This window comes from Flavobacteriales bacterium, from assembly GCA_016124845.1.
Classification (GTDB): domain Bacteria; phylum Bacteroidota; class Bacteroidia; order UBA10329; family UBA10329; genus UBA10329.
The window spans coordinates 24,616-49,442 of record WGMW01000033.1; the positions used below are offsets into that span (position 1 = coordinate 24,616).

At 47.9% G+C, this 24,827-nt stretch carries 18 protein-coding genes; 8 read left to right on the plus strand and 10 right to left on the minus strand.

Going from position 1 to position 24,827, the window contains the following annotated elements:
- The first annotated feature begins 176 nt into the window (after nucleotides 1-176).
- The 4 genes from GC178_12540 (at nucleotide 177) to GC178_12555 (ending at nucleotide 7,191) form a co-directional block, all read left to right on the plus strand.
- Nucleotides 177-1,094 carry a hypothetical protein gene (locus GC178_12540; GenBank protein MBI1288392.1) on the plus strand — a complete coding sequence of 306 codons (918 nt, stop codon included), beginning with the start codon at nucleotides 177-179 and terminating at the stop codon, nucleotides 1,092-1,094.
- Nucleotides 1,091-1,519, plus strand: coding sequence for a hypothetical protein (locus tag GC178_12545; GenBank protein ID MBI1288393.1), 429 nt, complete (start codon nucleotides 1,091-1,093; stop codon nucleotides 1,517-1,519). Before GC178_12540 ends, GC178_12545 begins: the two co-directional genes overlap by 4 nt.
- Before the next feature lie 70 nt (nucleotides 1,520-1,589).
- Entirely contained in the window at nucleotides 1,590-4,682 is a 3,093-nt protein-coding gene (locus GC178_12550) for an ATP-binding cassette domain-containing protein (protein MBI1288394.1), read from the plus strand.
- 403 nt (nucleotides 4,683-5,085) lie between these two features.
- On the plus strand, nucleotides 5,086-7,191 hold the full coding sequence (locus GC178_12555) for an acylase (protein ID MBI1288395.1): 2,106 nt from the start codon (nucleotides 5,086-5,088) through the stop codon (nucleotides 7,189-7,191).
- A 3-nt stretch (nucleotides 7,192-7,194) separates the two neighbouring features.
- On the opposite strand, the gene GC178_12560 is transcribed toward GC178_12555, so the two are convergent.
- From GC178_12560 to GC178_12570, 3 genes are all read right to left on the minus strand, one after another.
- Nucleotides 7,195-7,788: a DUF1949 domain-containing protein gene (locus GC178_12560; protein ID MBI1288396.1), complete on the minus strand. Its 594-nt coding sequence runs from the start codon at nucleotides 7,786-7,788 to the stop codon at nucleotides 7,195-7,197.
- Nucleotides 7,789-7,860: 72 nt separating this feature from the next.
- On the minus strand, nucleotides 7,861-8,292 hold the full coding sequence (locus GC178_12565) for a DUF4279 domain-containing protein (GenBank protein MBI1288397.1): 432 nt from the start codon (nucleotides 8,290-8,292) through the stop codon (nucleotides 7,861-7,863).
- 39 nt (nucleotides 8,293-8,331) lie between these two features.
- Nucleotides 8,332-10,380, minus strand: coding sequence for a tetratricopeptide repeat protein (locus tag GC178_12570; GenBank protein MBI1288398.1), 2,049 nt, complete (start codon nucleotides 10,378-10,380; stop codon nucleotides 8,332-8,334).
- A gap of 416 nt (nucleotides 10,381-10,796) precedes the next feature.
- Here GC178_12570 and GC178_12575 point away from each other — a divergent pair, with 416 nt between their 5' ends.
- The 4 genes from GC178_12575 (at nucleotide 10,797) to GC178_12590 (ending at nucleotide 17,139) form a co-directional block, all read left to right on the plus strand.
- Entirely contained in the window at nucleotides 10,797-12,704 is a 1,908-nt protein-coding gene (locus GC178_12575) for a tetratricopeptide repeat protein (GenBank protein MBI1288399.1), read from the plus strand.
- Complete coding sequence (locus GC178_12580; GenBank protein ID MBI1288400.1) at nucleotides 12,701-13,426, plus strand: response regulator; 726 nt, start codon at nucleotides 12,701-12,703, stop codon at nucleotides 13,424-13,426. Before GC178_12575 ends, GC178_12580 begins: the two co-directional genes overlap by 4 nt.
- Before the next feature lie 33 nt (nucleotides 13,427-13,459).
- Nucleotides 13,460-15,346, plus strand: coding sequence for a T9SS type A sorting domain-containing protein (locus tag GC178_12585; GenBank protein ID MBI1288401.1), 1,887 nt, complete (start codon nucleotides 13,460-13,462; stop codon nucleotides 15,344-15,346).
- A 161-nt stretch (nucleotides 15,347-15,507) separates the two neighbouring features.
- A complete protein-coding gene (locus GC178_12590; protein ID MBI1288402.1) occupies nucleotides 15,508-17,139 on the plus strand; it encodes a T9SS type A sorting domain-containing protein in 1,632 nt (543 codons plus the stop codon).
- Nucleotides 17,140-17,200: 61 nt separating this feature from the next.
- On the opposite strand, the gene GC178_12595 is transcribed toward GC178_12590, so the two are convergent.
- The 7 genes from GC178_12595 to GC178_12625 form a co-directional block, all read right to left on the minus strand.
- Nucleotides 17,201-18,394, minus strand: a complete 1,194-nt coding sequence (locus GC178_12595) for a T9SS type A sorting domain-containing protein (GenBank protein ID MBI1288403.1) — start codon at nucleotides 18,392-18,394, stop codon at nucleotides 17,201-17,203.
- Nucleotides 18,395-18,519: 125 nt separating this feature from the next.
- Nucleotides 18,520-19,041 (minus strand): hypothetical protein, encoded by a 522-nt coding sequence (locus GC178_12600; protein ID MBI1288404.1) that lies wholly within the window; start codon nucleotides 19,039-19,041, stop codon nucleotides 18,520-18,522.
- A 36-nt stretch (nucleotides 19,042-19,077) separates the two neighbouring features.
- Complete coding sequence (lysA, locus tag GC178_12605; GenBank protein MBI1288405.1) at nucleotides 19,078-20,319, minus strand: diaminopimelate decarboxylase; 1,242 nt, start codon at nucleotides 20,317-20,319, stop codon at nucleotides 19,078-19,080.
- Nucleotides 20,320-20,394: 75 nt separating this feature from the next.
- On the minus strand, nucleotides 20,395-20,961 hold the full coding sequence (locus tag GC178_12610) for a chalcone isomerase (protein ID MBI1288406.1): 567 nt from the start codon (nucleotides 20,959-20,961) through the stop codon (nucleotides 20,395-20,397).
- 188 nt (nucleotides 20,962-21,149) lie between these two features.
- Nucleotides 21,150-21,641, minus strand: coding sequence for a hypothetical protein (locus tag GC178_12615; GenBank protein MBI1288407.1), 492 nt, complete (start codon nucleotides 21,639-21,641; stop codon nucleotides 21,150-21,152).
- Entirely contained in the window at nucleotides 21,638-22,192 is a 555-nt protein-coding gene (locus GC178_12620) for a transposase (GenBank protein MBI1288408.1), read from the minus strand. Before GC178_12620 ends, GC178_12615 begins: the two co-directional genes overlap by 4 nt.
- 854 nt (nucleotides 22,193-23,046) lie before the next feature.
- On the minus strand, nucleotides 23,047-24,684 hold the full coding sequence (locus tag GC178_12625; protein ID MBI1288409.1) for a hypothetical protein: 1,638 nt from the start codon (nucleotides 24,682-24,684) through the stop codon (nucleotides 23,047-23,049).
- Between the last annotated feature and the right edge of the window lie 143 nt (nucleotides 24,685-24,827).

Consider the following 24,827-nt stretch of genomic DNA (forward strand, 5'->3'; position numbering starts at 1 on the left):
AACCATCGTCCTGCTTTTTAAGTATCAGGGCATCAAAGACAATGGGAATCCTACCTCAAACCGCTTGGTCGTTTATCGATAACTCTTGTAGAATCAAGGGGTTGCGGAGCGTTAGGCCCGTTGTCGTTTCGTGCTAATTTTTGTTACTTGCGAACCACATTAACCAGAAAGAGGTCATGACTAAAAGCAACTATTTTAAAAAGTGGATCGGATACAGCGGGGCGGTGGCATGCGCGGCCATGTTCCTTGTAGGCTGTGTTTCGGACGTGAAAAAAGACGATGGGGGAGGAGAAGGTGTTTCCGAAGTGGACAGCTCCGCTACCAAACTGATGTCCATCGGTGGAAACATGTTCAGTATTCCGTCTCCGATTCAGACTGCTTTGCTTATTGAGAAATCAGGTGCTGATTACAGCAAAGGTTATCTGAACGATTCCAAGAAAGTGACCACTTACGCCACCAATTTCCAGAAGGCGGTCAATCTCGGGGTCTATGGTGCTGATGTGGGCTACGTGACCATTTACGATCAAAGTCAGGATGCCCTGAAATATCTGGGAGTGATCAACAAACTTTCGGATGAACTGGGAATTACAGGCGCATTTGATGAGCAGACCATCAAGCGTTTTGAAAGCAATTTCGGAAAGCGTGATTCCATGCTGAATCTTGTTGCTGTTGCTTACAGAAATGCAGATGCTTTCTTGAAAGACAACGACCGATTGAATGTCGGGGCGCTTGTTCTTGCTGGAGGATGGGTGGAGACGCTGTATTTTTCTACTCAGATCGCGGTGAAGGACAAGAATCAGGATGTCATCAACCGTATCGGTGAGCAGAAGTACACGCTCAACAATATCGTGAAGATGCTCACTCCGTACTACAATCAACCAGAGTATGATGTGTTGGTGGATGACCTGATCGAGCTGGCGTACGATTTCGATGCCATCGATATTCAGTACTCGTACGAGAAGTCTGAAGTTGATATTGCCAACAAGACCACGAAGATCAACAGTAAGACAACTGTTGTGATTACTCCTGAACATTTGGAGGCAATTGCGGAACGAGTTAAAATGATCAGAAACAAAATAGTAGGCCAACAATGAGAACTAAGACCTTGAGAATACTGATGGCAACCTTCGTTATGGGGTTGGCCTATGTGGGAAGTGCCTCGGCACAATGCGATTCCATTGCAAAGATCTGTTCGGAAAATGTGACAGCCGATTACATCTCTGACGGGCAGTCGTACAGAGCGCTGTTGAACGGAGATCAGGTGGCCGAATTCCGCGCCACGTTCTACGGTGGCAGCACCTACCGAATTGCAGGCTGTAGCGGCTTTACCGATGGCAACCTCATCTTTGAGATATATGATGAGGAACACAACCAACTTTTCGCCAGCAGCGAGTATAAGAACACACCTTACTGGGATTTCGAATTCGGTTCTACCATCGATTGCACCATTGAAGCGAAACTGAACACCGTGAACGTGAAATCTGGCTGCGCCACCATGGTCATTGGATTTAAGCAATAGGAAATACGCGATTCGCGTAACCCGAGGTCTCCTTACTGCGTTGTAAGGAGACCTTTTTTGTTTGTAGCCGATGAGCGAACGTATACTCCGTGCCCTTATGCAGCTTTTTGCCTTGGTAGCCAAGGACGAAAGCTTTTCTGACCGCGGAAGAAAGGTGGTGAAGGTGTTCCTTGAGCAGCAGCTGAACAAGGAACTCGTTCTGCGTTATCTCGAAACCTTCGATGATTTTTTCCGCGAGTATCACGGTGGTCCCGATGAACAGGACGAGAAGAAACGGAAGCGTATCTCGCGTTCCTCGGTCAAGATTCTCAAGATCTGCATGGCCATCAATGCCGAGCTGACGCAGAAACAGAAGATCATTGTGCTGTTCCGTCTGCTGGAGTTCGTCAATTCCGATGGCTCTATTGACGGGCAGGAACTGGATTTTGTGAACACGGTTTCCGACAGTTTCAATATTGATGAGCAGGAATTTCTTCGCTGCCTGCATTTCGTAAAGGCGAAGCAGTATGATGAGCATGATTCGGAGAACATTCTGGTTATCAGTAATCAGCCAGAGTTAAAACTTGAACGGTCGCATCATATTTATGCAGAATTACTCCATGGTGAGATTCGGGTACTTAATGTCCAAAGCGTTGGACTCTATGTGTTCCGATATTTTGGTACTGAAACACTCTTCATTAACGGGCAGCCCGTCAGCTCTGGGCGTGTGAACATTCTCTCGCAAGGCTCGTCTATCCGAACTTCGGGCATCTCGCCCATCTACTACAGCAACATCGTCAGCCGCTTTATGCGCGCTACTGTTGACCACGATCTGGTTTTCGAGGTAAAGAACATCGAATTCGTTTTCTCAGGAGGCAAGCAGGGATTGCATGAACTGAACTGTCGCGAGCATTCGGGCCAGTTGCTTGGCATTATGGGTGCCAGCGGTGCTGGAAAATCCACACTGCTCAATATTTTGAATGGAACCACGGCTCCTACCAAAGGCGCTGTTCGCATCAACGGAATCGATATTTACAAGGAACCAGAGAAGGTTGAAGGGCTCATCGGGTACATCTCGCAGGACGACCTGCAGATAGAAGACCTGACAGTTTTCGAGAACCTCTACTACAGCGCCAAACTCTGTTTCGACAATGTGAGCAGTTACAAGCTCACGCGGATGGTGATGAGTACGCTCAAGAGCCTCGGTCTTCACGAGATCAAGGATCTGAAGGTGGGAAGTCCGCTCAACAAGAAGATAAGCGGTGGGCAGCGCAAGCGTTTGAATATTGCGTTGGAGCTTATCCGTGAGCCTTCCATCCTGTTTGTGGATGAACCGACATCGGGGCTTTCTTCCCGCGACAGCGAGAACATTATGGACCTGTTGAAGGAACTTGCGCTGAAGGGAAAGTTGGTCTATGTGGTCATTCACCAACCATCTTCCGACATCTACAAGATGTTCGATAAGCTGTTGATCCTTGATACAGGCGGTTTTCCAGTTTACTATGGAAACCCGATCGATGCCATCAGCTACTTCAAGTCGCAGATCAATGATGTGACCAGCGAAGACGTGGAGTGCTTCAATTGTGGTAACGTCAATCCCGAGCAGGTCTTCAACATCATTGAAGGAAAGGTGTTGGACGAATATGGCCAGCCCACCCAATCGCGGAAGGTGAAACCTGCCGACTGGAATGAGAAGTTTATCCGTTCGGGAAGAATGGATGCAGAACTTGCCGATTCGGATGGAAAAGGAGGGAAGCTGCCGCCAGTGGCCACCATTCCTTCGCTGTGGTCACAGTTCAAAGTATTCATTACCAGAGATGTACGCGCCAAATTGGCCGATACGCAGTACATGCTCATCAACTTTTTGGAAACGCCTGTGCTGGCGTTGATCCTTGCCTCGTTGGTCAGGTACTATGCCAATGATGAAGTGGGCTACATGTTCCGCGAGAACGACAACATTCCCGCCTACATGTTCATGTGCGTGGTGGTGGCGCTGTTCTTCGGACTTACCGTAAGTGCCGAGGAGATCATCAAGGACCGAAAGATCCTGAAACGGGAGAAGTTCCTGAACCTAAGCCGTTCCAGTTACCTCGTGTCCAAGATCATCATCATGTTCTTCATTTCACTGGTGCAAACGCTGGCGTTCGTGCTCATCGGCAATGCCATTCTCGAAATTCAGGGCATGAACATGGCGTATTTCCTGGTGCTGTTCTCCACGGCCTGTTTCGCCAACATGCTCGGACTGAACATTTCGGCCAGTTTCCGAAATGCGGTGACCATCTATATCCTCATTCCGTTCCTTATTATTCCGCAGTTGCTGCTCAGCGGTGTAATCGTTGAGTTCGATAAGTTGAACCCTGGTTTTTCTTCGGACGAGTATGTGCCGTTCACGGGTGAGATCATGGCCTCCAAATGGGCGTATGAGGCGTTGGCCGTGCATCAGTTCAAGAACAATGCTTATCAGAAGGATCTGTTCGATTACGAAAAGACCGTCAGTGAGGCCACCTTTCGCAAGGACTATTGGATACCAGAAATGCGCAAGAAGGTGATCACGCTTGGAAATATGCTTCAAAGCGATAGCGTGGATCAGGACAAGAAGGAGCTTATTATCCGACTGATACGGAAGGAATTGGCCAAGGAGAATGCGTTCAATTCGGAAGTGCAGTTCAGTAAAGTGGACGAACTCACGCCCGAAACGGTCACTCCAAAATTGCTGGAGGAGGTGCGTGACCATTTGGAGCGCCTGCAACGACATTATGTGAAGGTGCGCAACCAGATGGATGCGCAAAAGGACCGTGTAATCGCATCCAAGGTGAAAACACCTGAAGAACGGGAGGTTTTCAATCGCTTGCGCGATGATTTTTACAATGAAAGTCTGGGCGACCTTGTGCTCAATAGCAGCGATTTCTATCGCATCATTGAACGCGATGACAAGCTCATTCAGCGCTTGCACCCGATCTATCAGGATCCGATGGGAAGCGTATTCCTCCGCTCGCATTTCTTCGCGCCACGCAAGAATCTCTTCGGAATGTACATCGATACGTATTGGGCCAATGTGGCCGTTATCTGGCTCATGTCCATCTTTTTGATGATCACGCTCTATTTCGATGCACTGTCCAAATTTCTCGCTTGGATGGATCACACATTCGACCGCCTGAAGGAAATGCTTCCGAAAAGGGGCTGATCCCAACCAATTTCACAGTTATTTGCTTTGACGCGCAGAGAGCGGTCTCCGCAACGCCAACCGCATTGCCTTTGGCTTTGCGGACACTCCTTTTGACCTTGCGGACGATGCCGCTGGCTTTGCGGAGCGCGCCCTTGATATTGCGGACTGACCTTCTGAAACTGCTGATGGAATCGCCAGATGTGCGGAGGATTCATTCAGCATATCTAATGGTTCAATTGCATCACATCATGCTACATTTCCTGTTGCTGACAGAACTTTTGCATTGGCTGACCGCGCCTTACACTTTCATTCATGTCTCTTTCATATTCATTTAATGTTGTTGAGCTGGAAAAAGCGCTGCATGCATACTATTTTTGAAGAGCCGTAGTTAATGCGGCATCAACCCTAATTCTTACGGCTTATGAAAGGCAGAATTTCGGGTCTCATTCTGGGGCTCATCACGCTTTGCGCTACCATCGCGCAAGCACAGATAGACATTAACAACATTGAAATTGTACGCGACAAATGGGGCGTGCCGCACATCTTCGGCAAGACCGATGCGGATGCGGCCTACGGACTGGCGTGGGCAACCTGCGAAGACGATTTCAATACCGTTCAGCAACTGCTGCTGGCAGCCAACGGAAGGCTGGGAGAAGTGACGGGAAAGGACGGGGCGTTGCTCGATTTCATGGGAAAGATCACCCGTGTTTCGGAAGAGGTTGAAAACCGCTGGGATGGCGCATTCTCGGACCATTACCTCAAATACCTGGATGCATACTCTGCGGGGCTGAACCGATTTGCTGAAACGCATGCAGACGAGATTCTGCGCAAAGGGCTGTTCCCGATCTCATCCAAGGATATTGTGAAGGCCAACACGCTTACATTGGTGTTCCTTACCAGCGTTTACATCGAGATACAGCAGATATTTACGCGTTCCATCTCGCTCTACGAGCGGAATGTGAAGTACACGGGAAACCTGCCTGATGGTTCGAATGCGCTGGCGTTCAATGGCAACAAAACGGCCAACGGACACACGTATCTGGCGGTCAACTCGCACCAGCCGTTGCAAGGGCTGTTTTCGTGGTATGAGGCGCATCTGGTCAGCGAGGAAGGGTTGAACATCTTGGGAGGAACATTCCCTGGTGGTGCCAACATTTTCCACGGAGTGAATGAACACTTGGGCTGGGCGGCCACACTCAACCATCCCGATCTGTGCGATGTGTACAAACTGGAAATGCATCCGCACAAAAAACTCCTTTATAAGTTTGATGATGGTTACGAGAAGTTGGTGCCGTTCAAGGCCACGGTGAAGGTGAAGGTCGGGCCGTTCCGAATTCCCATCACTAAGAAGTTCTACCGCAGCAAGCACGGCACGGTGATCCGTAACAAGGACGGTTTCTATGCCATCCGTTTTCCTGCCAACATGGATCTGGCGGGTACCGAACAACTGTATTACATGAACAAGGCCACCAATTTGGAGGAATACAATGCGGCCATGGCCATGGGGCATTTCCCTGGGACCAATAATATTTATGCCGATGGCGAGGGAAACATCCAGTACATGAGTTTGGGCAAATTCCCCTATCGCGATTCGTCTTACAATTGGTTGAATGTACTTCCTGGAAACACTTCGTATACGCTTTGGGAAGAGAAATTCCATCCCGTTTCGGAATTGGCAACCTACCTTAATCCAGAATGCGGCTATCTGTACAACACCAATGGAACGCCTTTTTTCGCCACCGCTCCCGAAGAGAATCTGAAAGCGGCCGATTTCGACCCCACGTTCGGGTATCAGGATGAAAGCAGGATCAACAACCGCGCTATCCGTGCGCAGGAACTCATCTCTGGTTTCGGAAAAATGACCTGGGAGGATTTCAAGACGGTGAAGTACGATAAGAAGTACAATGAGGAAATGCGCGGTTACAACATCAATAACATGTGGATGCTGGACAGCATTGACGTGGAAAAATATCCCGATCTGAAGGAATCTTTTGAGGTGATCCGCGCTTGGGACCACGTGGCCGATGTGGATGACAGGGAAGCCACCTTATTGGTTTTCACCTTCAACAATATCATGGATATGATCCTCTCGAAGGGGTTGACCTACAACTCCAATGCATTGACCGAAGAGCAATATGTGGAGGCCGTACGTAAGGCCACCAAGCACATGAAGAAGTATTTCGGGTCGCTGCGCGTGCGGTTGGGAGATGTGCAGAAACACGTGCGTGGAGATGTGGTGCTGGATGTGGGCCGTGCGCCAGAGGTGCTTGCGGCCAACATCACGCGACCTTACAAGAAAGGACTGCTCCGAACGTTCGTGGGCGATTCTTACATCATGCTCATCGACTTCGGAAAGGACGGCAAGCCGATCATCAACACCATCAATGCTTACGGCACGTCAACGCATCCAGATAGTCCGCATTACACCGATCAGATGGAAATGTTCGTGGCCGAAAAGACCAAGCCGATGACCTTGGACAGACAGAAGATCTACGAGGGAGCCGAGAAGATCTATCATCCGCAGTAGCAATTACTTCAGTAAAACATTTTCGATGGAAAGGAAGAGGCCAGATGCTTCTTCCTTTTCTTTTTCAGGCATTTCAATTTCCCACTTGCAATCCATGCCGAAATCTTGATGCTTGATGTTCCAGCCATGCTGGCGGATAATGCGTTCCACATCGCCAATGCTCGAATGCTGGAACTGTAATCTGATGATGGCGGTAGGAATTCTTTCCACCACAGCGGCCTTTTCCAGCGCGTCTTTCGCAGCTTCCTTGTAGGCATTTATCAGTCCCGAAACGCCCAGTTTTGTGCCTCCGAAATAGCGTACCACGGCCACCAATGTGTTGGTCACATCCTTGCTTTTTATCTGGTTGAGAATGGGTAGCCCCGCAGAGCCGTTGGGTTCGCCATCATCGTTGGCGCGATAGTCGTTGCCATCTGTTCCCAACTGATAGGCGTAACAGACGTGTCTTGCAGATGGATGCTCAACACGCAATCGGTCCAAAAGCGGTTTCACATCATCTACGTTTGTGATAGGAAAAGCGTAGGCAATGAACTTGGAACCTCGGTCTTTGAAAAGCCCTTCGGTCGGTTGGGAAATGGTGCGGAATGCCTGCGACATGGGTTATAGATAGAAACGATTTGATGTAATGAGAGAAGCATAACTTTTCGAGAGCGTTCTTCCATAATTCTTTCACTCCTCTGAATCCGTTGAATCATACCTGTAAATGTCCACGTCTAATATGGTACCTGTTCTACATAAAAATTCAATTGTACTTAGACTATGTCGAAGCTCTGGTGTTGATACTTCAGGGTTAGTATCAATGTACAGCACAATTTCAAGAACAGAATATAAATCGAATTCGTTCTTTAACTGATTGATTGTTTCGATTTTTTCGTTCAGATGACTAATGATTTTACCGACCAGTTTGTCAATCGGAAGTGGTTCGGCCACTCCTTGAGTGGAAAGTTCCCAACAAGAGTAGCCCATAAATGGGTTGTATTTCCCTTTGTCTCCTTTCTTCCAACAATTTGTCGGTTCAATACCCAATCTTTTCGTCAACTCGTTTGGGTCAAAGTCAGCACCTTTCAGTACAAAATAAACGTTCGGTTCATTTGTTTTCATTATGGATTTCTGAGATGAAAATAGAGCGTTCACATTTACTTAAATCGTCAGCCCGATCAGGCTCACATCATCGATCTGTTCGCTTGGGCCTTTCCATTCCAGATAGAACGATTCCAGCGAATGAAGATCATTGTTTGCTACTGCTTGTAGCAGAACGTTGCGGAGCTTTCGGATGCCCAGCTTCTTATCATTCGGCCCACCGAACTGATCGGCATAGCCATCAGAAAACACAAAGAGCGTGTCGCCTTTTTCGAGCGTCAACTCATGGTCGGTGAACGGACCTGCGTCAAAGAATCCACCGATGCTTCTGCGGTCGGCCTTCACCTCAAACACATTCCAGCCGTCCTGACCTTCTTTTAGCGTGCAGTTGGCAATCTCTGTTCGTTTGGAAACGAGGAGGAGCGGATTGTGCGCACCTGCAAAGGTCAGCTGCTTTTGGTCTTTGGAAATGGCGAAAAGCGCAATGTCCATTCCATCGCGCACGCTGCCACCGCTCTTCTCAAACTGTTCCTCAATATGATCGCTCAGGCTTTGCAGAATCTCTGATGGTTTGGAAAGCTGGTTCTCACGTACGGCCTTGTTCAATCCTTGGTAGCCGACCATGCTCACCATCGCGCCAGGCACACCATGACCTGTGCAATCGGCCACGGCCACAAAGGTCTTTCCGTTGGCCTCTTCCAACCAGTAGAAATCTCCCGAAACGATATCCTTCGGTCGATAGAGAATGAAGTGTCGGTCGAATCTTCCTTCAAACGCTGCATGTTTGGGCAGAATGGCGTGCTGTAACTGTTGCGCGTAGCGGATGCTGTCCGTAATGTGCTCGTTCTTCTCTTCAATAACGGCCTTCTGTTCGGTGATCTCCGAATTCATCTTCTCCAGCAGTTCATTGTCGCGCTGCTTGCTGCGGTAATTGCTGAACAGCACGAAGAACAGGATCAGCGCCATCATCCCAATGCCGATGGAAGCATTGCTCAACTGGCGTTGTCTGTTCAGTTCTGCTTCGGCCAGTTCTTTCTGATGTGCAATTTCAGATTCGATGCGCATGCGCTCCTTCTCGTGTTCAAAACGCTGACGCAGCAGTGAGATGTCATTCTCCAGATTGTATCTGTGCACGCTATCCGTATAATTGAAATATTGCTGCCAGTACTGTTGTGCCTTTGCGCCATCCTTCAGTCCGATGTACGCATCTCCCAAACACTTGCATGACGGGCCTTCCCATTCCAACTGGTGTTGTTGCGAAAGCTCCAAAGCCTCTTGACAATATTTCTTGGCCTTGGAATACTGTTTCGTTGCCGCAGCATCTTGGCCAATGTTTCCCAGCACCATGGCCTCGCCCCAAGCGTTTTCCTTCTTGCTGTAAATGGCCAAGGCTGCCTGATAGAGCGAATCGGCCTTGGCGTACATGAATTGCTTGGATGCAATGGTGCCAAGGAGGTTGAGCGCCTGCGCCTGACCGAGTTCATTTCCATACTTCCTGCGTATCTCGAAACACTTTTGGGCGTACGAAGCGGCTTTCCCGTACTCAGCTTTCTTCTTGTAGATGAGGGCAACGTTGTTCCACGTGTTGCCCATCAATCTCGGAATGCTGAGTTTGGTAGCGATGTCCAGACATTGCAGATGGAAGTCCAAGGCTTTGTCGTCTTCGCCCTGCTCCTCGTAGAGAATACCGATGTTCCCAAGAATGGAACCCATCAATCCAGAATCTGGGATGCTCTTGGCCATTTCCAAGGCATTGAGGAAATGGTCAACTGCCGTGTTCTTATCGCCCAGCCCTTGGTAATTCAACCCAAGGTTGTTCAGCGAATAGGCGATGCCATCCTTGTAGTCGATTTGTTTGCGGATGTCAAGTGCCTTGCCATGGGCTTGAATGGCAGCAGAATAATCCGCCTTCACCCAATTGGCGATGCCGATGACCTCAAACGCATTCGATCGGATTTGCTTGGAGGTGTCGGTTTCTATGACCTGCTCAGCCAGTTGAATGGCAGAGTCGGGATAGAAATTCTGCACCGAAATGGCCTGTTGCAAAAGTGCATTCTGGCCAAGGCCGAAAAGGGGTAAAAGGCATAGAAAGGTCAACCATTTCTTCACTCTGTGAAGCTACCGATTTCCTCGCTAAACACTTATGCTCGGTGTTCGGTCTTGAATCAGGTTATTGAGTTATTGGTTATTTTAAGGTCACGCCATAATAACCCAAAACGATTATCCCCAAAGTGACCCTGAACTATTCAGTTGGGGAATTGGTACGCTGAATACGGATGACTCAATAACTAATAACAGCCAAACCAAGGAAGCATCTCACATCTCTTGAGATTCCTCACTCGCTCGGAATGACAGAACCATCGGACTCTGCCTCATACATAACGCTTCGATAGCTCTGCGTACGATCATCTCCCAATAACGAATAACTCAATAACCGATTAGCGATGCTTGCACTTATTACCGTATCTATTACAGTTATTACGCGTAAGCGCATCCGCAACCTCTAATTCTGCAACTTCAAGTTGATGATCCGCCACCTACGAATGTCATCGGTCTTGGCCATTGGCCTGTGTCTGATATTGGTTCAGACAGCTTTCTCTCAGCATTCGGCTGCTGTGGGCGACACGGTCGTTTGCCGTTTGTACATGGATTCTACCACGGCCTATTCGCATCGGTATGATGCCAATGATTCGCTCCGCTATTTTGCCAATAAGGTGTTGGAATGCACCGAGGCTTCAGGCCAATGGAATGAACACATGGATGCGCTTACGGTGGTTGGGGTCACTTATCTGCGTGAAAGCAACTATACGGAGGCATTGAAGTATTTCAAGCAAGCAGAGGATGAGTGCAGACTCATAAGCGATTCGCTCAATCTGGCCAAGGTTTACATTAACATCGGCAGTTGCTACCAAAGTATGGACAGTAGTGCCAAGGCGATGGAGATTCTGATGTCATCGGCCGCTATTCTGGAACATTACAACGATTCGGCACATCTACTTTATGTATACACCAATATCGGGGCATTGCTGGGCACTATCGGCCGTCATGATGAGCAATTGGAATTCAGCAAGAAGGCGTTTGACATGGCAGGAGGGAAGTTGAACAGTCGCATTGCGCTTGGGTTGGGATCCAATCTTTCCATCAATCTGCTTAAACACAATATGATTGATTCGTCAGAGGCATTGGCATTGCGCGTGCTGGCAGAGAGCAGAAAGATCAACTACAGCAAAACGCTTACGCAGATACTGAATCACCTGGCCAATATTTCGCTCAAGAAAGAGGAGTATGAACGGGCGCTGAAATACACCGATGAAGTGCTGACCTACGAGGGTTCATTCACACACAACCATACTTTCACGGATGCTTACAATTATCAAGGTGCAGCATTGCTTCGGCTGAACCGTGTGGATGAGGCGATCAACAGTCTGGAAAAGGCATGGGAATATGCAGGTGCAGAGAATACGGTCATATCGAAGGAGCGCGTACTGCGGAACTTGCAGAAGGCTTACGCCATGCACGGTGATTATAAGAAGGCGTATGAGAACATGGAACTCCTGAAGCTTTATACCGACACACTGCTGCGGGAGGATAACGTGCGCATAGTGAATGAGCTTGAGACCAAGTATCAGACCGAGAAAAAGGAGCAGCAGGTACGTGAACTGAGCCAGCAGAATGAGATTAATGAACTGAAACTGCGACAGCGAAATATCTGGATCATTGTACTTGTGGTGGTAGCGTTGCTGGTTGCGGGCAGCATCTATTTCGTTTCGCGGCAGCGATTGCTGAAACAACAGCAGGAAGCATTGGAGAACCGATTGCTGTCGTTGCGCGTACAGTTGAATCCGCACTTTATTTTCAATGCGTTGACGGCCGTTCAGAACTACATGTTAGGAGGAAAAGACCTGCGCGAGGCCGTTCGGTATCTGTCCAATTTCGCCAAAGTGATGCGTGCATTCTTGGAGTACAATCAGGAGGAGAAGATCACGCTCGATAAGGAACTGAACGCGCTCGAACTCTACGTGGGAATTCAGAAACTGCGTTTCAATAATGGTTTCGAGTTCGATGTGGAGATGGATGAAGAGCTTGACCCTGAGGAAGTTCTGGTGCCACCCATGATATTGCAACCGCTCATCGAAAATGCCATTGAACATGGGATCAGGAATCTCGATAATGGAAAGATCACGCTCAAATATGAGTTGCAGGATGACCATTTGGTGATGCGGTTGACAGATAACGGCATTGGTCGGAAAAAGGCGGGAGAGAGCAGTCCGAAGTCGGAAGAGAAAACATCGCTTGCAACCAGAATCACGAAAGAGCGTATTGCTTTACTGAACCGAAAGGCAGAAGGAAAGTATTCGCTGGAGATCCGTGATCTGAATGAAGATGGAACGGGAACGGAAGTGATATTCAAAATTCCATTTGTGCTGGCATGAGGGCAGTAATTGTAGATGATGAACAGAATGTACGGGAGGCGCTGAGAGCCTTATTGCACTTGTATTCGCCAGAAACGGAGGTGGTCGGAGAGGCGGATTCTGTCGCCTCCGCGCTTACCGAAATAGAACAGCAACAGCCAGAACTGCTCTTTTTAGATGTAGAGATGGGAGATGGCACGGGCTTCGACCTGCTCAAGCAGTTGCCCGACCGCGATTTCGAGGTCATCTTCGTTACCGCGCATCAGCATTATGCCATCAAGGCCATTCGCATGAGTGCTTGCGATTTTCTGTTGAAACCCGTGGATCCTGACGATCTGGTGGCAGCCATCGAACGGGCACACCTCAACCTACGGAAACACGGTGGCGATCCTATTGATGTGATGCTTCAGCACGCATCGGGTATCAAGGACCGCATGGTGCTCAAGGATCTGGAGAATATTTATGTATTGAAGATCGATGATATTGTCCATTGCGAAGCAGACGGTCGCTACACAAGGTTTCATGTAAAAGGGCAGGAGAAACCGATTCTGGTGTCCACCAATCTCAAGGAATACGAGGTACTTCTATCTCCATCAGGTTTTGTGCGTATCCACCATTCTCACCTTATCAATCTCAATCACATTCAGCGCATTGATAAGGTCAATCTTACGGTTCATCTGAGTGCCGACCAGAAGGTTCCGATCTCGGTCCGTAAGAAGGATGAGTTGCTGAAACGCCTCTGAGCGAAACACTTATTACAGGTACATCAACGGTTGTTGAAGTCCGCCCGATCGGGTTGGACAATGGGGGTACACTTGTGTCATACTAATCCCCTAAATCAACACATTATGAAAAAACACGTACCCTTTTTATTGAGCCTTTTAAGCGTTATGGCCCTACTGGCATGGGCGGCCACGGTCAGAGCGCAATGTTCACAAGAGAAAGTGCTTCTAAACCTTCCGCTCAATGGAAACCTTACAGATATCTCGGCCTATGCGCATACAGTGAATGCAGTTGGAAATCCGTTGTATGCCAATGGCTATGATAATACAGTTCAAGGAGCCATTGGGCTTGGGACAGGTAAGCGACTCACAATTCCTGCCGCACCTGAGTTTTTGGATATGGATGATGCTTTTACCATTTCGGCTTGGATCAATGCCAGCTCGCTGGATTCTTACAATTCGGTAGTAACCAAATTGAACGGTAGCCATCGCGATATTGACCTACGTATCCATTTCGATGGAAAGATGCAGATTCATTTTACCAATTCCTCCAGCGGAATTACTGCCGTTACCAGCGATGTGCCTGTCATTACAACGGGTACATGGTATCATGTGGCTGCAACTTGGGACGGAAACACCATGAAGCTTTTTGTAAATGGTGTTTCTGTGAAGGAAATGGTGCTTTCAGAAGGGCCTGACTTTCAATCAAGCGGTGATGTAACGGTCGGAGCACTCGGTACTTCAGAAACCTTCAATGGTTATTTCGACAATATCCTGATTCGTGCGTACGCGACCCCCGATGATGAGATTGCCTGTCTGATGAATTCGTTTGTGCCGGCAACTAACGGTGTTGTTATAGAACTCCCTCTTGATGGAGGTTCAGCGACCGATATTTCTGCCAACGGAAACAACGGCACGCCCCATTCAGCAACGGCCGTTGTAGATAGGTTCGGCAGTACTGGAGGTGCCATGCGCTTCAATGGGCTTGCGAGCTATGTAGTGGTGCCATATACAAGCGCCTATGCCAACCTCGGACAGGAATTCACCATTTCGGCATGGGTTCTTGGAGGCAATGCCCCAGGATTCACCCATACCATCGTAAGTAAGACCTATAGTGGACGGGACATCGTTCTACATATCGAGAACGGGGTGCTTTCTGCCCATTATTATGTAAACGGATATACTTGGTGTACCGCGCCATCAGCAACATTCAACGGTGGGGGCTGGAGCCATGTGGCATGTACTTGGGACGGCATATCCATGACCATCTATCAGGATGGCAATATTCTACAGACAATTACACCTGCAACTCCTCCGTCATTCTCAACCGCTCCATGGGTGGTCGGTGCGCTTACTTCTTCCGGTGGGGAGTATTTTGATGGTGATATTGATGAGGTGAAGGTCTGGGATAGGGCTCTTTCACTATGCGAACTGCGTTCGGATATTGTAGCGAATATCGACCTTGTTTCTGAGGATAACCTGATGATGTGCGCTGGCCAGACACAGACGGTTACTGCAACAAGCATGTGTACATACCTCTGGACGGCCGATAACAGCACTTCCGATTCATTTGTGATTGATGCAGACAATCTTGGTGCGGGTGACCATGCCATTGTGCTGGAAGCATACGATATGTACGATAACTTCTACAGCGATACTGTTCATGTGAACGTGTCACTTTGCACAGGAATTGAAGAACAGGAAAACTCAAATACCATGAAATTGATGCCAAATCCAGCGAGCAGCGTTGTGACAGTTTCTGCCACCGATCTTGCCGAAATTCAATTGATGGATGTGAGTGGAAGGATCATCCAGCAAATTGCGGTGGTCGGTTCCAAAGAAACCAACATCGACATCTCATACCTTCCCGCAGGAATCTATCTGGTAAGTGCAAAAAGCACAAACGGTACTGTAAATGTTGAACGCTTGATGAAGCGGTAGTGCTTTATCATTGTAGGTGGATGGGGTCCTTTGGCAAAGCCGAAGGGCCCTTTTTGTTAGTTAGAATGAGTCTTTAGGTTCAAGGGGCAGTCACTTATTACATCTACATCGACAGTTATTCATCCCAGACCGAATGGCAGAGTGTAGTGGGTAATCTTGTAATGGATTCTAAAAATTTATGCAACATGAAGAAATCTATATCAGTATTAAAAATTATTTCAATCGTAACTATTTTGTTGAATTGTATTTCAACTGTTCGCGCTCAGGTAGTTGCGAACACAAATGACTCTGGGGCAGGGTCGTTGCGTGACGAAATTTCACAGGCTTCCTCTGGAGATACCATAACCTTTGCTCCAAATTTGGAAGGTGCAACCATTATGACAAGTTCTACCATTACCATCAGTTCGGACATCGTCATCATAGGTTTTCCAGATGGTGATGCGGTCACGGTCGATGCCAATAATAGCTGCCGCATTTTTAGTGTGCTGAATACGGGTTCTGCCACATTCTACGGAGTGGATTTTGTCCGAGGATTTGTTTCTACTGGTGGAGCGTTTCTGAACAGCGGAATGCTCGAACTGAACTATTGCAGACTGTACAACAACACAGCAGATATTCAGTCACTGAATCAGGGTGGAGGAGCCATTTTCAATAACACAAATGCTACGTTGACCCTGAACCATTGTGAACTGTTCAATAATGGAGCCATGCCAGCAGGACCTATCGGTGATGGTTTTGCGGGTGCTGTCTATAATCGGGGAGCGGAAATGAATGTGAACTACTGTAGTTTTTACGATAACATGGTTTCTACTGGTCAGCAATCGGCCTATGGTGGGGCCATTTATAGTACTGCGACATTGAATATCCGTTCATCCACGTTTTCTGGAAATGAATGCATAGGTGGGAATGGTGGGGCCATTTTCTCTGGCTCAGGTTCAACGCTGAACATTTCCAATTCAACGTTGTCCGACAACGAATCCCAAGGTAGCGGAGACAATATCTGGAACGCAGGAAGCCTGTCACTTTACAACACCATTGTTGCTAATGCAGTGGCCAACATTCATACAGACAACATTGGTACCGCAGTCAGTCTCGGGAACAATATTCTTGAAAACAGTTCGGGTTCAAACATTACGTTATTAACTTCGGATCTGACGGTTGATCCAATGCTGGATACATTGGCTTATAACGGTCATTCATTCACCAAAACACGTGCCTTGAAATGTTCAAGTCCAGCTATTGATGCAGGGAACTCCGTCAATGCTCCAGTAGAGGACCAAGCAGGAAAGGTACGAGTGGTGGGCAGTAGTATTGACATCGGTGCTTACGAACTACAGGATCCACCGACCATTGTCCAAAATGGCCTCACACTTTCAATTCCTGAACAGGGATATTTTCAATGGTATAATGGCCCGACAGCTATTTCTGGTGCCACGGATTCCAGTTATACGGTTACATCAAATGGTAGCTATCACGTTGACTTCTTAGATGTGTCGGGTTGCCCACTCAGTTCGAATATGGTTTCGATAATTACGGTGGGAATAACTGAAAGTGATAACCAAGTCGCGATGAAACTCAAGCCAAATCCAGCCAGCCGCATTGTAACGGTTTCTGCCACCGATCTTGCCGAAATTCAACTAATGGATGTGAGTGGAAGGATCATCCAGCAAATTGCGGTGGTCGGTTCCAAGGAAACCAACATCGACATCTCACACCTTCCCGCAGGAATCTATCTGGTAAGCGCGAAAAGCACAAACGGAAATGTAAGGGTTGAACGCTTGATGAAGCGGTAATGCTTTGTCCTTGTAGGTGGATGGGGTCCTTTGGCAATGCCGAAGGGCCCTTTCTCTTGCTCTAAAGTTTCAACACCCGCAATGCGTGCCGTTGGCCACTCTTTTCGGTAATGATAAGTTGATAGGTTCCAGGTTTGATGCCTTCCGTATTGACCCATAGCATGTTCTGACCTGCCGAAACTGTGTTGCTTGGGGTCAGATTGGTTGAAATGCAGCGGCCAAGAAGATCCCAAAGTGACAGATTGACCGTGGCGTTCTTATCTGCATCGATGAAAACTATGAGTTCGCCATTGAATGGGTTCGGTGCCACGCGGAGGTCGTGTAGGGCAGAGGGGAAATCCCAAATACCCGAAGTTCCTGTGGTGTCTGTGGTTGTCGTATCAACGGTTGTGGTATCAACGGGATTGGGAGGCAACGAGGCCAAGGTGAATCCTCTGATCGAATCGAGGTATTCGATGGAATTGACCACGCGCTGACCGAAAAGTATCTGCCCCTTGGCCGTGAGTACGGGAATACCGATGTTCTTGGCAAACCATTTCACTTCAAACGAGGTAGGCTGTGCCTGTTCAAAGTTCAGACCTTGGAAACTGATGGTGTCGGTCACATCCAAAATGGTGGTCACGCGCAGTGTATTGAACGTGCCGTAACGTGTTGTCAACTCACCCCACGCATCAACGGTATTGCTACGCCAGATCTTCTGTCCGTAGTACCCGAAAGAAGGGACCGAAACACCGAACTGGGCAAATGAGTTGTCCTGATCTCCGTATTCCAGCGGAAACTCGTAGATCTTATCGCGCGGATTCATTTTGGCGGTCAACGGAAAGCCATTGATGGTCAGTCCGAGCCCCACATTATCAAAGTAGGAGTTCGTTTCGCGGTAGAAGTCATACACCTCGGTCACATTGAGGAGGTTGGCCCCGAACTGCCCGAACTGGTCTGGCGCGGCCAAGGTGGCGAAGTAGTTCATATCGAAGAAGTTGCTGAACGTAACGTTGTAGATCAGCGGTGTTCCCAGAACGGGGTCAACAAATTCATCCACGCGCTGATTGAAAGAACCCAATGTGGAATAGTTCCAGGTCTGGTCGGGGCCATCATCATTCAGGTTCACAATTCCCAAAAGGTTGTCGCAGATGCTCAAACGGAACGTATCGTTCACATTGGGCATATCATTGTGGGTGATGGTGATCGCTTGTTGTGCCATTCCGTTAAAGAGGAAGGACACAACTGCAAAAAGTGTAAGAAAGAGATGTCTCATGATGTTCAGTTTCACGGCTTCCTCCAGCACAAAATATCATGAATGATGATGCCGCTATTCAATAAGCGGCAGTAAAGGTCTGAACCACAGACCGTAAATGAAATGAGAATGGTCAGTAAAACGCGTTATGACGTGGCGTTGACAATGATGCCCTTCAAGGTCATCACATTCCCGAGGTTCTTACCTCCGTCAAACAGGGTGGTCGGAACCACTGGCCGACTTTCGATCGTGATCTTTCCATCGGTGAATTTGAGAGCTATTTTCTCTCCCCAAGATTTCCAGTTCACATCTGTTTTTCCGCTCAGATTCTTTTCGGTATCGAACTTCAGCGTCCAGCCTTTAGTGTCCTCGTTCTTGTTGATCAGCTCCAGCACCTGTTCTGATGAGAGCGGACTATCGATGGTTATGATCTGATTCACTTTAAAATCATCAATTGTCGGATTCTCGATCCCGTGTTTCTTGATGACCCGTTTGACGGACAATGCGCTCAACAGGGTCATGAAAAGCCCGAAGAATGTGGATTGAAAGAGCTGCTGATACCACACCACCCGACCTTCTGCAACGAACTGATAAGCTGTCATCAATGCACCGAAGATCAGCGCACTTACAATAAACGTTCGGAAATATATTTTGGTGGTCGGTTTCATCTCTATCAGGTTTTGATCGATTCCCGAAAGTAGCAATTAGCTGTCTTTCACTGCTTTCTGCTTGGTTTTGAAAAGATGGCTCACATCCACCTGGCTCACCAACAGGTCGTCAAGGGTCTGTCTGCGACTGATGAGATAAGGCTTGCCACCTTTCAGCAGCACTTCGGCCGGTTTCAGGCGCGAGTTGTAGTTGCTGCTCATGGCAAACACGTACGCTCCCGCATTGTGGAATGCCAGAATATCGTTCTCGCGTATCTCTGGTATCTTCCTGTCCCACGCAAAGGTGTCCGTCTCGCAGATGTAGCCCACCACAGTGTAAATGCGGTCGGGCCCTTCGGGATTGCTGATGTTGGTAATGTGGTGGTACGAATCGTAGAACATGGGGCGGATGAAGTGGTTGAAACCCGTGTCCACACCCGCAAAGACGGTGGCGGTGGTCTGTTTGATCACGTTCACCTTGCAGAGGAAGGTCCCAGATTCGCTTACAAGGAACTTGCCCGGCTCAAAGGCCAGTTCCAGCTCCTTGCCGTACTCCTTGCAGAACTCCTGAAACTGAACGGAGAGTTTCTCACCCAGCTCCTCAATGTCCGTAGCCACATCATTCGGCTTGTAGGCCACTTTGAAACCGCTTCCGAAGTCGATGTATTCCAGTTCTGCGAACTGAAAGGCCGCTTCCAGTAGAATCTCCGTTCCTTTCAGGAACACGCCCACGTCCAGAATGTCGCTGCCCGTGTGCATGTGCAGCCCATTTACATGAATGCCGTAAGCTTTAATGATGCGCGTAAGGTGACGCATCTGATGGATGGAGATACCGAACTTGGAATCGATGTGCCCCACCTGTATCTTATGGTTGCCACCCGCCACAATATGCGGGTTGAGACGCACACACACGGGATACTTGTCGCCATACTCGCTGCCGAACTTCTCCAGCATCACCAGATTATCGATATTGACGCGCACGCCCAGTTCAACGGCCTGCTTTATCTCTTCAAAGCTCACTCCGTTGGGGGTGTAAATGATGCGTTCGGGCGTGAAACCCGCGCGCAGCCCCAGCTGCACCTCTTCGATGGAAACCGTGTCGAGCCCCGCGCCCAAGGCGTTGAAGTGCTGCAACACCGCCTGATTGCTCAGTGCCTTGCACGCATACTGCACGTTCAGTTTCACGCCCTTAAAGGCGTTGAGAAGGCGTTTGTACTGCGCCTCCATCACATCTGCATCGTACACAAAAAGCGGGGTGCCGAACTCCTCGGCAAGGTCAAGTAACTGTTGGTGGTTCATATCCAAGTTGTGTTCAAAAAGAAAGGCGAAAGTGGAATCACACTTTCGCCTTCGGGTGATTCTTCGTTCTAAGTTCTACTTCTTACCAAGCATGGCGGCCTTCAGGTCTTCATCGGCAGGTTTGCCGCTGAGCCAGATACCGAAAAGCGCCTTTTTGAAATCCATGCCTTCGATGGTCCCTTCCAGCTTGCCGTTCTTGTACGACTGAACGCCAACGCCCGGCACGTAAATGATGTCGAAGACATTGCCTTCCACGATCTCACTCTTCTTAAAGGTGTTGACGAATTCCTCGATCTTCGACTTGAGCGGGGCGGTGTTGCCATTGGTACTGTTCTCGAAACCTTCCAGAATGGCCTCGCTCATGTTCTCGCTGCTTATCATGCCTGAGGTGATCTGCAACTTCACGGCCATTGCCTCATCGGCATTGATGATGGCATTGGCATCGGACGACCTTTTGGCCAGATACAGCCCACCGACATACAGTTTGAAGAACAGTTTTTTACGGATGCCGCCCCCGTTGAGGGTAATGCTCTCGTCTCCGGCCTTCATGGTGGCCGGCAGCGTAACGCCATTGATGGTTACCTGTGCCTGCGATGGCAGCACCATCATCAGGGCAATCATAGATGTGAATAGAATTTTCATTGTTTGAGGTTTTTAGAGGTTGCGCAAAAATAAAGCTTAAACGAATTGGTGGGGTGCAAGAATGAGGCAGGTGATGAGTTGACCAGTGGATCAGTTAATTAGTTGGTCAGTGAATTAGTTGACCAGTTGATTAGTTGATCAGTCTGCGACCGACCGCAGTCTGTTCCACACAGGACATCCCTTTGGTTTTACATCCCGACAGTTTCATAAACGTAGCAAACACCTGTTTTCGGGTTAATGATGTATCTCGAACGTTCAAATACGTCAGTTTGGTCTTTGCAATATGTCAAAGAGTATTTGTCAGGTTTGAACCAAGCAGGTAATTCCGTCCACCGCGCCCAATCATTTCCCGTTGTATCAAGTTCTAAATTGTTGTACGCGGCCAATTCAATAAACCAACTCTTATCGGTTTTGAATTTTAGAAACAGTTCATACTCCAATGTGAAATGAGGCGATTGATAGTATTCACCATTGTAAAGTTCAACTTGCTGCGGGACTTCGATGCCTAACCAGTATTTCCAAGCTTCTTTTGGGTCATCGGTTTTCGTTGACCAGCAGCCAGTAAACAGAAATGATAGAATAAAGATGACTGCGCCCGCGCGAGTGTTCCGAAGGGTCACTCGTGTGGTGATCTTGGCGATCGGTCTGTGACTGATCTTTATTTGATCGGGTCCTCTCAATATCCTATCCGTTCAATTTGCAGGAGTCCGTTGCCATCGGCATAGTTGCTGGCACTGCTGTAAAGGTACTGTTCGGGATGCTGCACAATTCCCTCTACCACCGGATTGTTGTGGATATAATCCAGTTTCTGTTGGGTAACATCGGCCGTATAGCATTCTACAGGGTGATTGTCCTGCCGCCAGAACTGATACCTCGTGTTGTTCGGATTATGGCTTCCTGCGTTGGCAAACATACCCAGCAACCATTCTCTTCTGCTTTCCTGCGGGTTCTGCTCAATGGCCGTTATGAGTTGCTTTGAAGTATATTTCTTCAGATCGCGGATAATGTCATTGAGCCGATGGCCTTCCTTGGCCCTTGCCAGCAGATGCGCATGGTTGGTCATGAGGCACCAGCCGAACAGTTCCAATCCTTTCTGCTGCTGGCAGTAACGTATGCTTTCAATAAATATCTCCTTGTATGCTGCTCTGGTAAATACATCTGTCCAGCCTACTGTGGCAAAGCTGATGAAGTAAACCCCTTCCGGGTTGTGGAACTTATAGCGCGTGCTCATGGTCGGTTTTACTTGAGCAAGTTAAGAAGAACGGCTTCTTCAGGTCAGTAATGGAGATCAGTCGCAGACTGATCGTATTCTGTTCCACACAAGACATCCTGCGGAAGTCTTGCGCGAGCGGGGGGTAGTTGACTAGTTGATTAGTTGACCAGTTGATTAGTTGACAAGTAGATCAGGTTAAAATCGATTGTGTTCTGTTCCACACAAGACGTCCCTTCGGCTTTCCTCAGGGCAGCGCCTTCGAAAGTCTTGCGCGAGCAAGAGGTCCTTGAATAAACTATTGCAGAAGACAACAGGTAAGCCAGAATTAGTAAGACTATTACTTCTGTCGTCATTGGTTTTTCTGCTTGCCGCCAACGCTATACTCGAAAAGAAAACCCTACAATGCAACCGCACTATAGGGTTTGATCTTAGGTTTTTCGTGATGCAGCATTGATCGAACACCTATGTATCCGCGCACATCGCAACTCAACTCACATTGAATTCGAGTTGGGCAAGGGTTGTTTTCGGAAAGCTATCATCCCATATCCTCGATTCATAAAAATTGATCTTGACCCTACCGGTTTCATGAAATTGAATTGTGTAGGTGGTTTGAATTGAATCGCCCGGCCGTATTTTTCTCAACGGAGTGCTCTCTGATCTGGTGACGGTAGCAATATTGCCGTCACTTATTTCCCATTGTATGGAAAGTCCAGTGCTGCCTCTGTTTGTTAGTGCGATGTCATATGAATCTTTCACTCTTACTGATATCGGTTTTATTTCCATGTCTGTTAAGATCTTGTTTTGGAAACATATCCGCGGTAAATTTTCAGAAACAACTGGACGATAATTTGAGAAAACACATTGAGTTGACATTATTGACCGGAGGAAATGATTCCCCAAAAACCAAGTCCGGTCGTTGACATGATCTGAATCGGTTTCTCAGCATTACAATCTGATTTTGCTCTGAATATCCATATACCGTCACTTCCATGCGTGGTCAGGTAAAAAATATTTTGGAAAGCAGTAAGTTCCCTGAAGCCTAATCCTTTTGAAGATGGCACCTGCAAAGGTCTCGCCTCTGTATTGAGATTGAATTTCCAGACTCCATCACTGCCTTGAGTGGTCAGGTAGAGAATATTGCCTACTTGTTTAATGCCCCAGAATCCAAGTCCAGCTGTAGATGATATCTGAGTGGGAATAGCTTCGGTGGCCATGTCAAACTTCCAAATACCATCGCTGCCATGAGTGGTGAGATATATGGTGTTGTTAACAACAACTGCAGACCTGAAACCCAAACCGGCCGTAGATGGAATCTTAGTTGGGGTAGATTCTGTGGTCATATCAAATTTCCATATTCCATCACTACCCTGAGTCGTCAGATACAGGGTATTACCATTCTGAATAATACCCCAGAACCCAAGTCCAGCTGTAGATGGTATCTTAGTAGGTGTGGCCTCGGTTATCATGTTGAACTTCCATATGCCATCGCTACCATGCGTGGTCATGTACATGGTATTGTTGATTGCAATTGTAGACCTGAAACCCAAACCGGCCGTAGATGGTATCTGTACCGGTTTGGCCTGGGTTAGAAGATCGAATTTCCAAATACCATCACTTCCCTGCGTTGTCGTGTAGAGCTTATTTGGTGGAAGGGTGGCCGGAAGGGAGGTTCCGGAAATACCGTATTTCATGTTAAGATCAATATTGCACTGATTATAGGCGATGAAAAAATAGCCTTGCATTCCCCAGTTCGGTCCCCATGAGTTCTTACATATCCAGTAACCATTACCGTTGTTGTCATTGAAGCCTACAATACAGATGGCATGACTACCATCCAGGTTTCCCGTGGTATGCTTGTATATGCCTGATTTGTATCCGTAAAAATCCTGATACACGTTGAAACAGGCCACAATAGGACCTGTATTTACCAAATACGCCTTAGTGGTATCTACAGTATTTGCAGAGTTGATACTGCCATAAGCGTATGTATAGTTGGAACGGTGTGGCAATATTTCGCAATAAGGACATGCCCATGTAGGAAACGCTGCATCGTATGAGAATAACAGGTCCGGGATAACGCCTCTGCTCAGGTTATCGTTGAAAAACGAAGCTGGCCACCACCCCTCGCATGTGGTTCCATGTGTTGAACAGAAAAATGAATCGGCAACCGATAGGTTGTTCAATTTTTCAACCCCATGCTCAATACCTACCATGCTCTCAAATACCGCACAGGAAGAAAACCCAACGCAAGACCCGCATGACCCTTGATCTTTGACGTTCGTAACAAAATTGCCATTGTTATTGCGCCAGTCGATCTGACTCGGTAAGGCTGCCAGATCCACAACGCTCCGTTTGTTTATCAATAGACCTTCTGGTTCGGGTTCTTCAATAACCCCCAACATTCTGATCCTTGCTTCGGGATCCATTTTGGTAATGTGATTTTCTTCAGCTTCCCAAGAATGTCCTTTCTCCTTGATGGCTTTTCGTATTACATCGATATTCATGCTCATGATTTTGGTTTTAAATGAATGTTCTTAGTAGATTTATTGTGGCCTGTACGTAATCGTAATGCTCTGTGTCTTGGACAGCCGAGTTGCGTATGGCTGCGCGTGTCACGTCTGTATGCACCGTAACAAGCGTTAGGTTTGGTGGG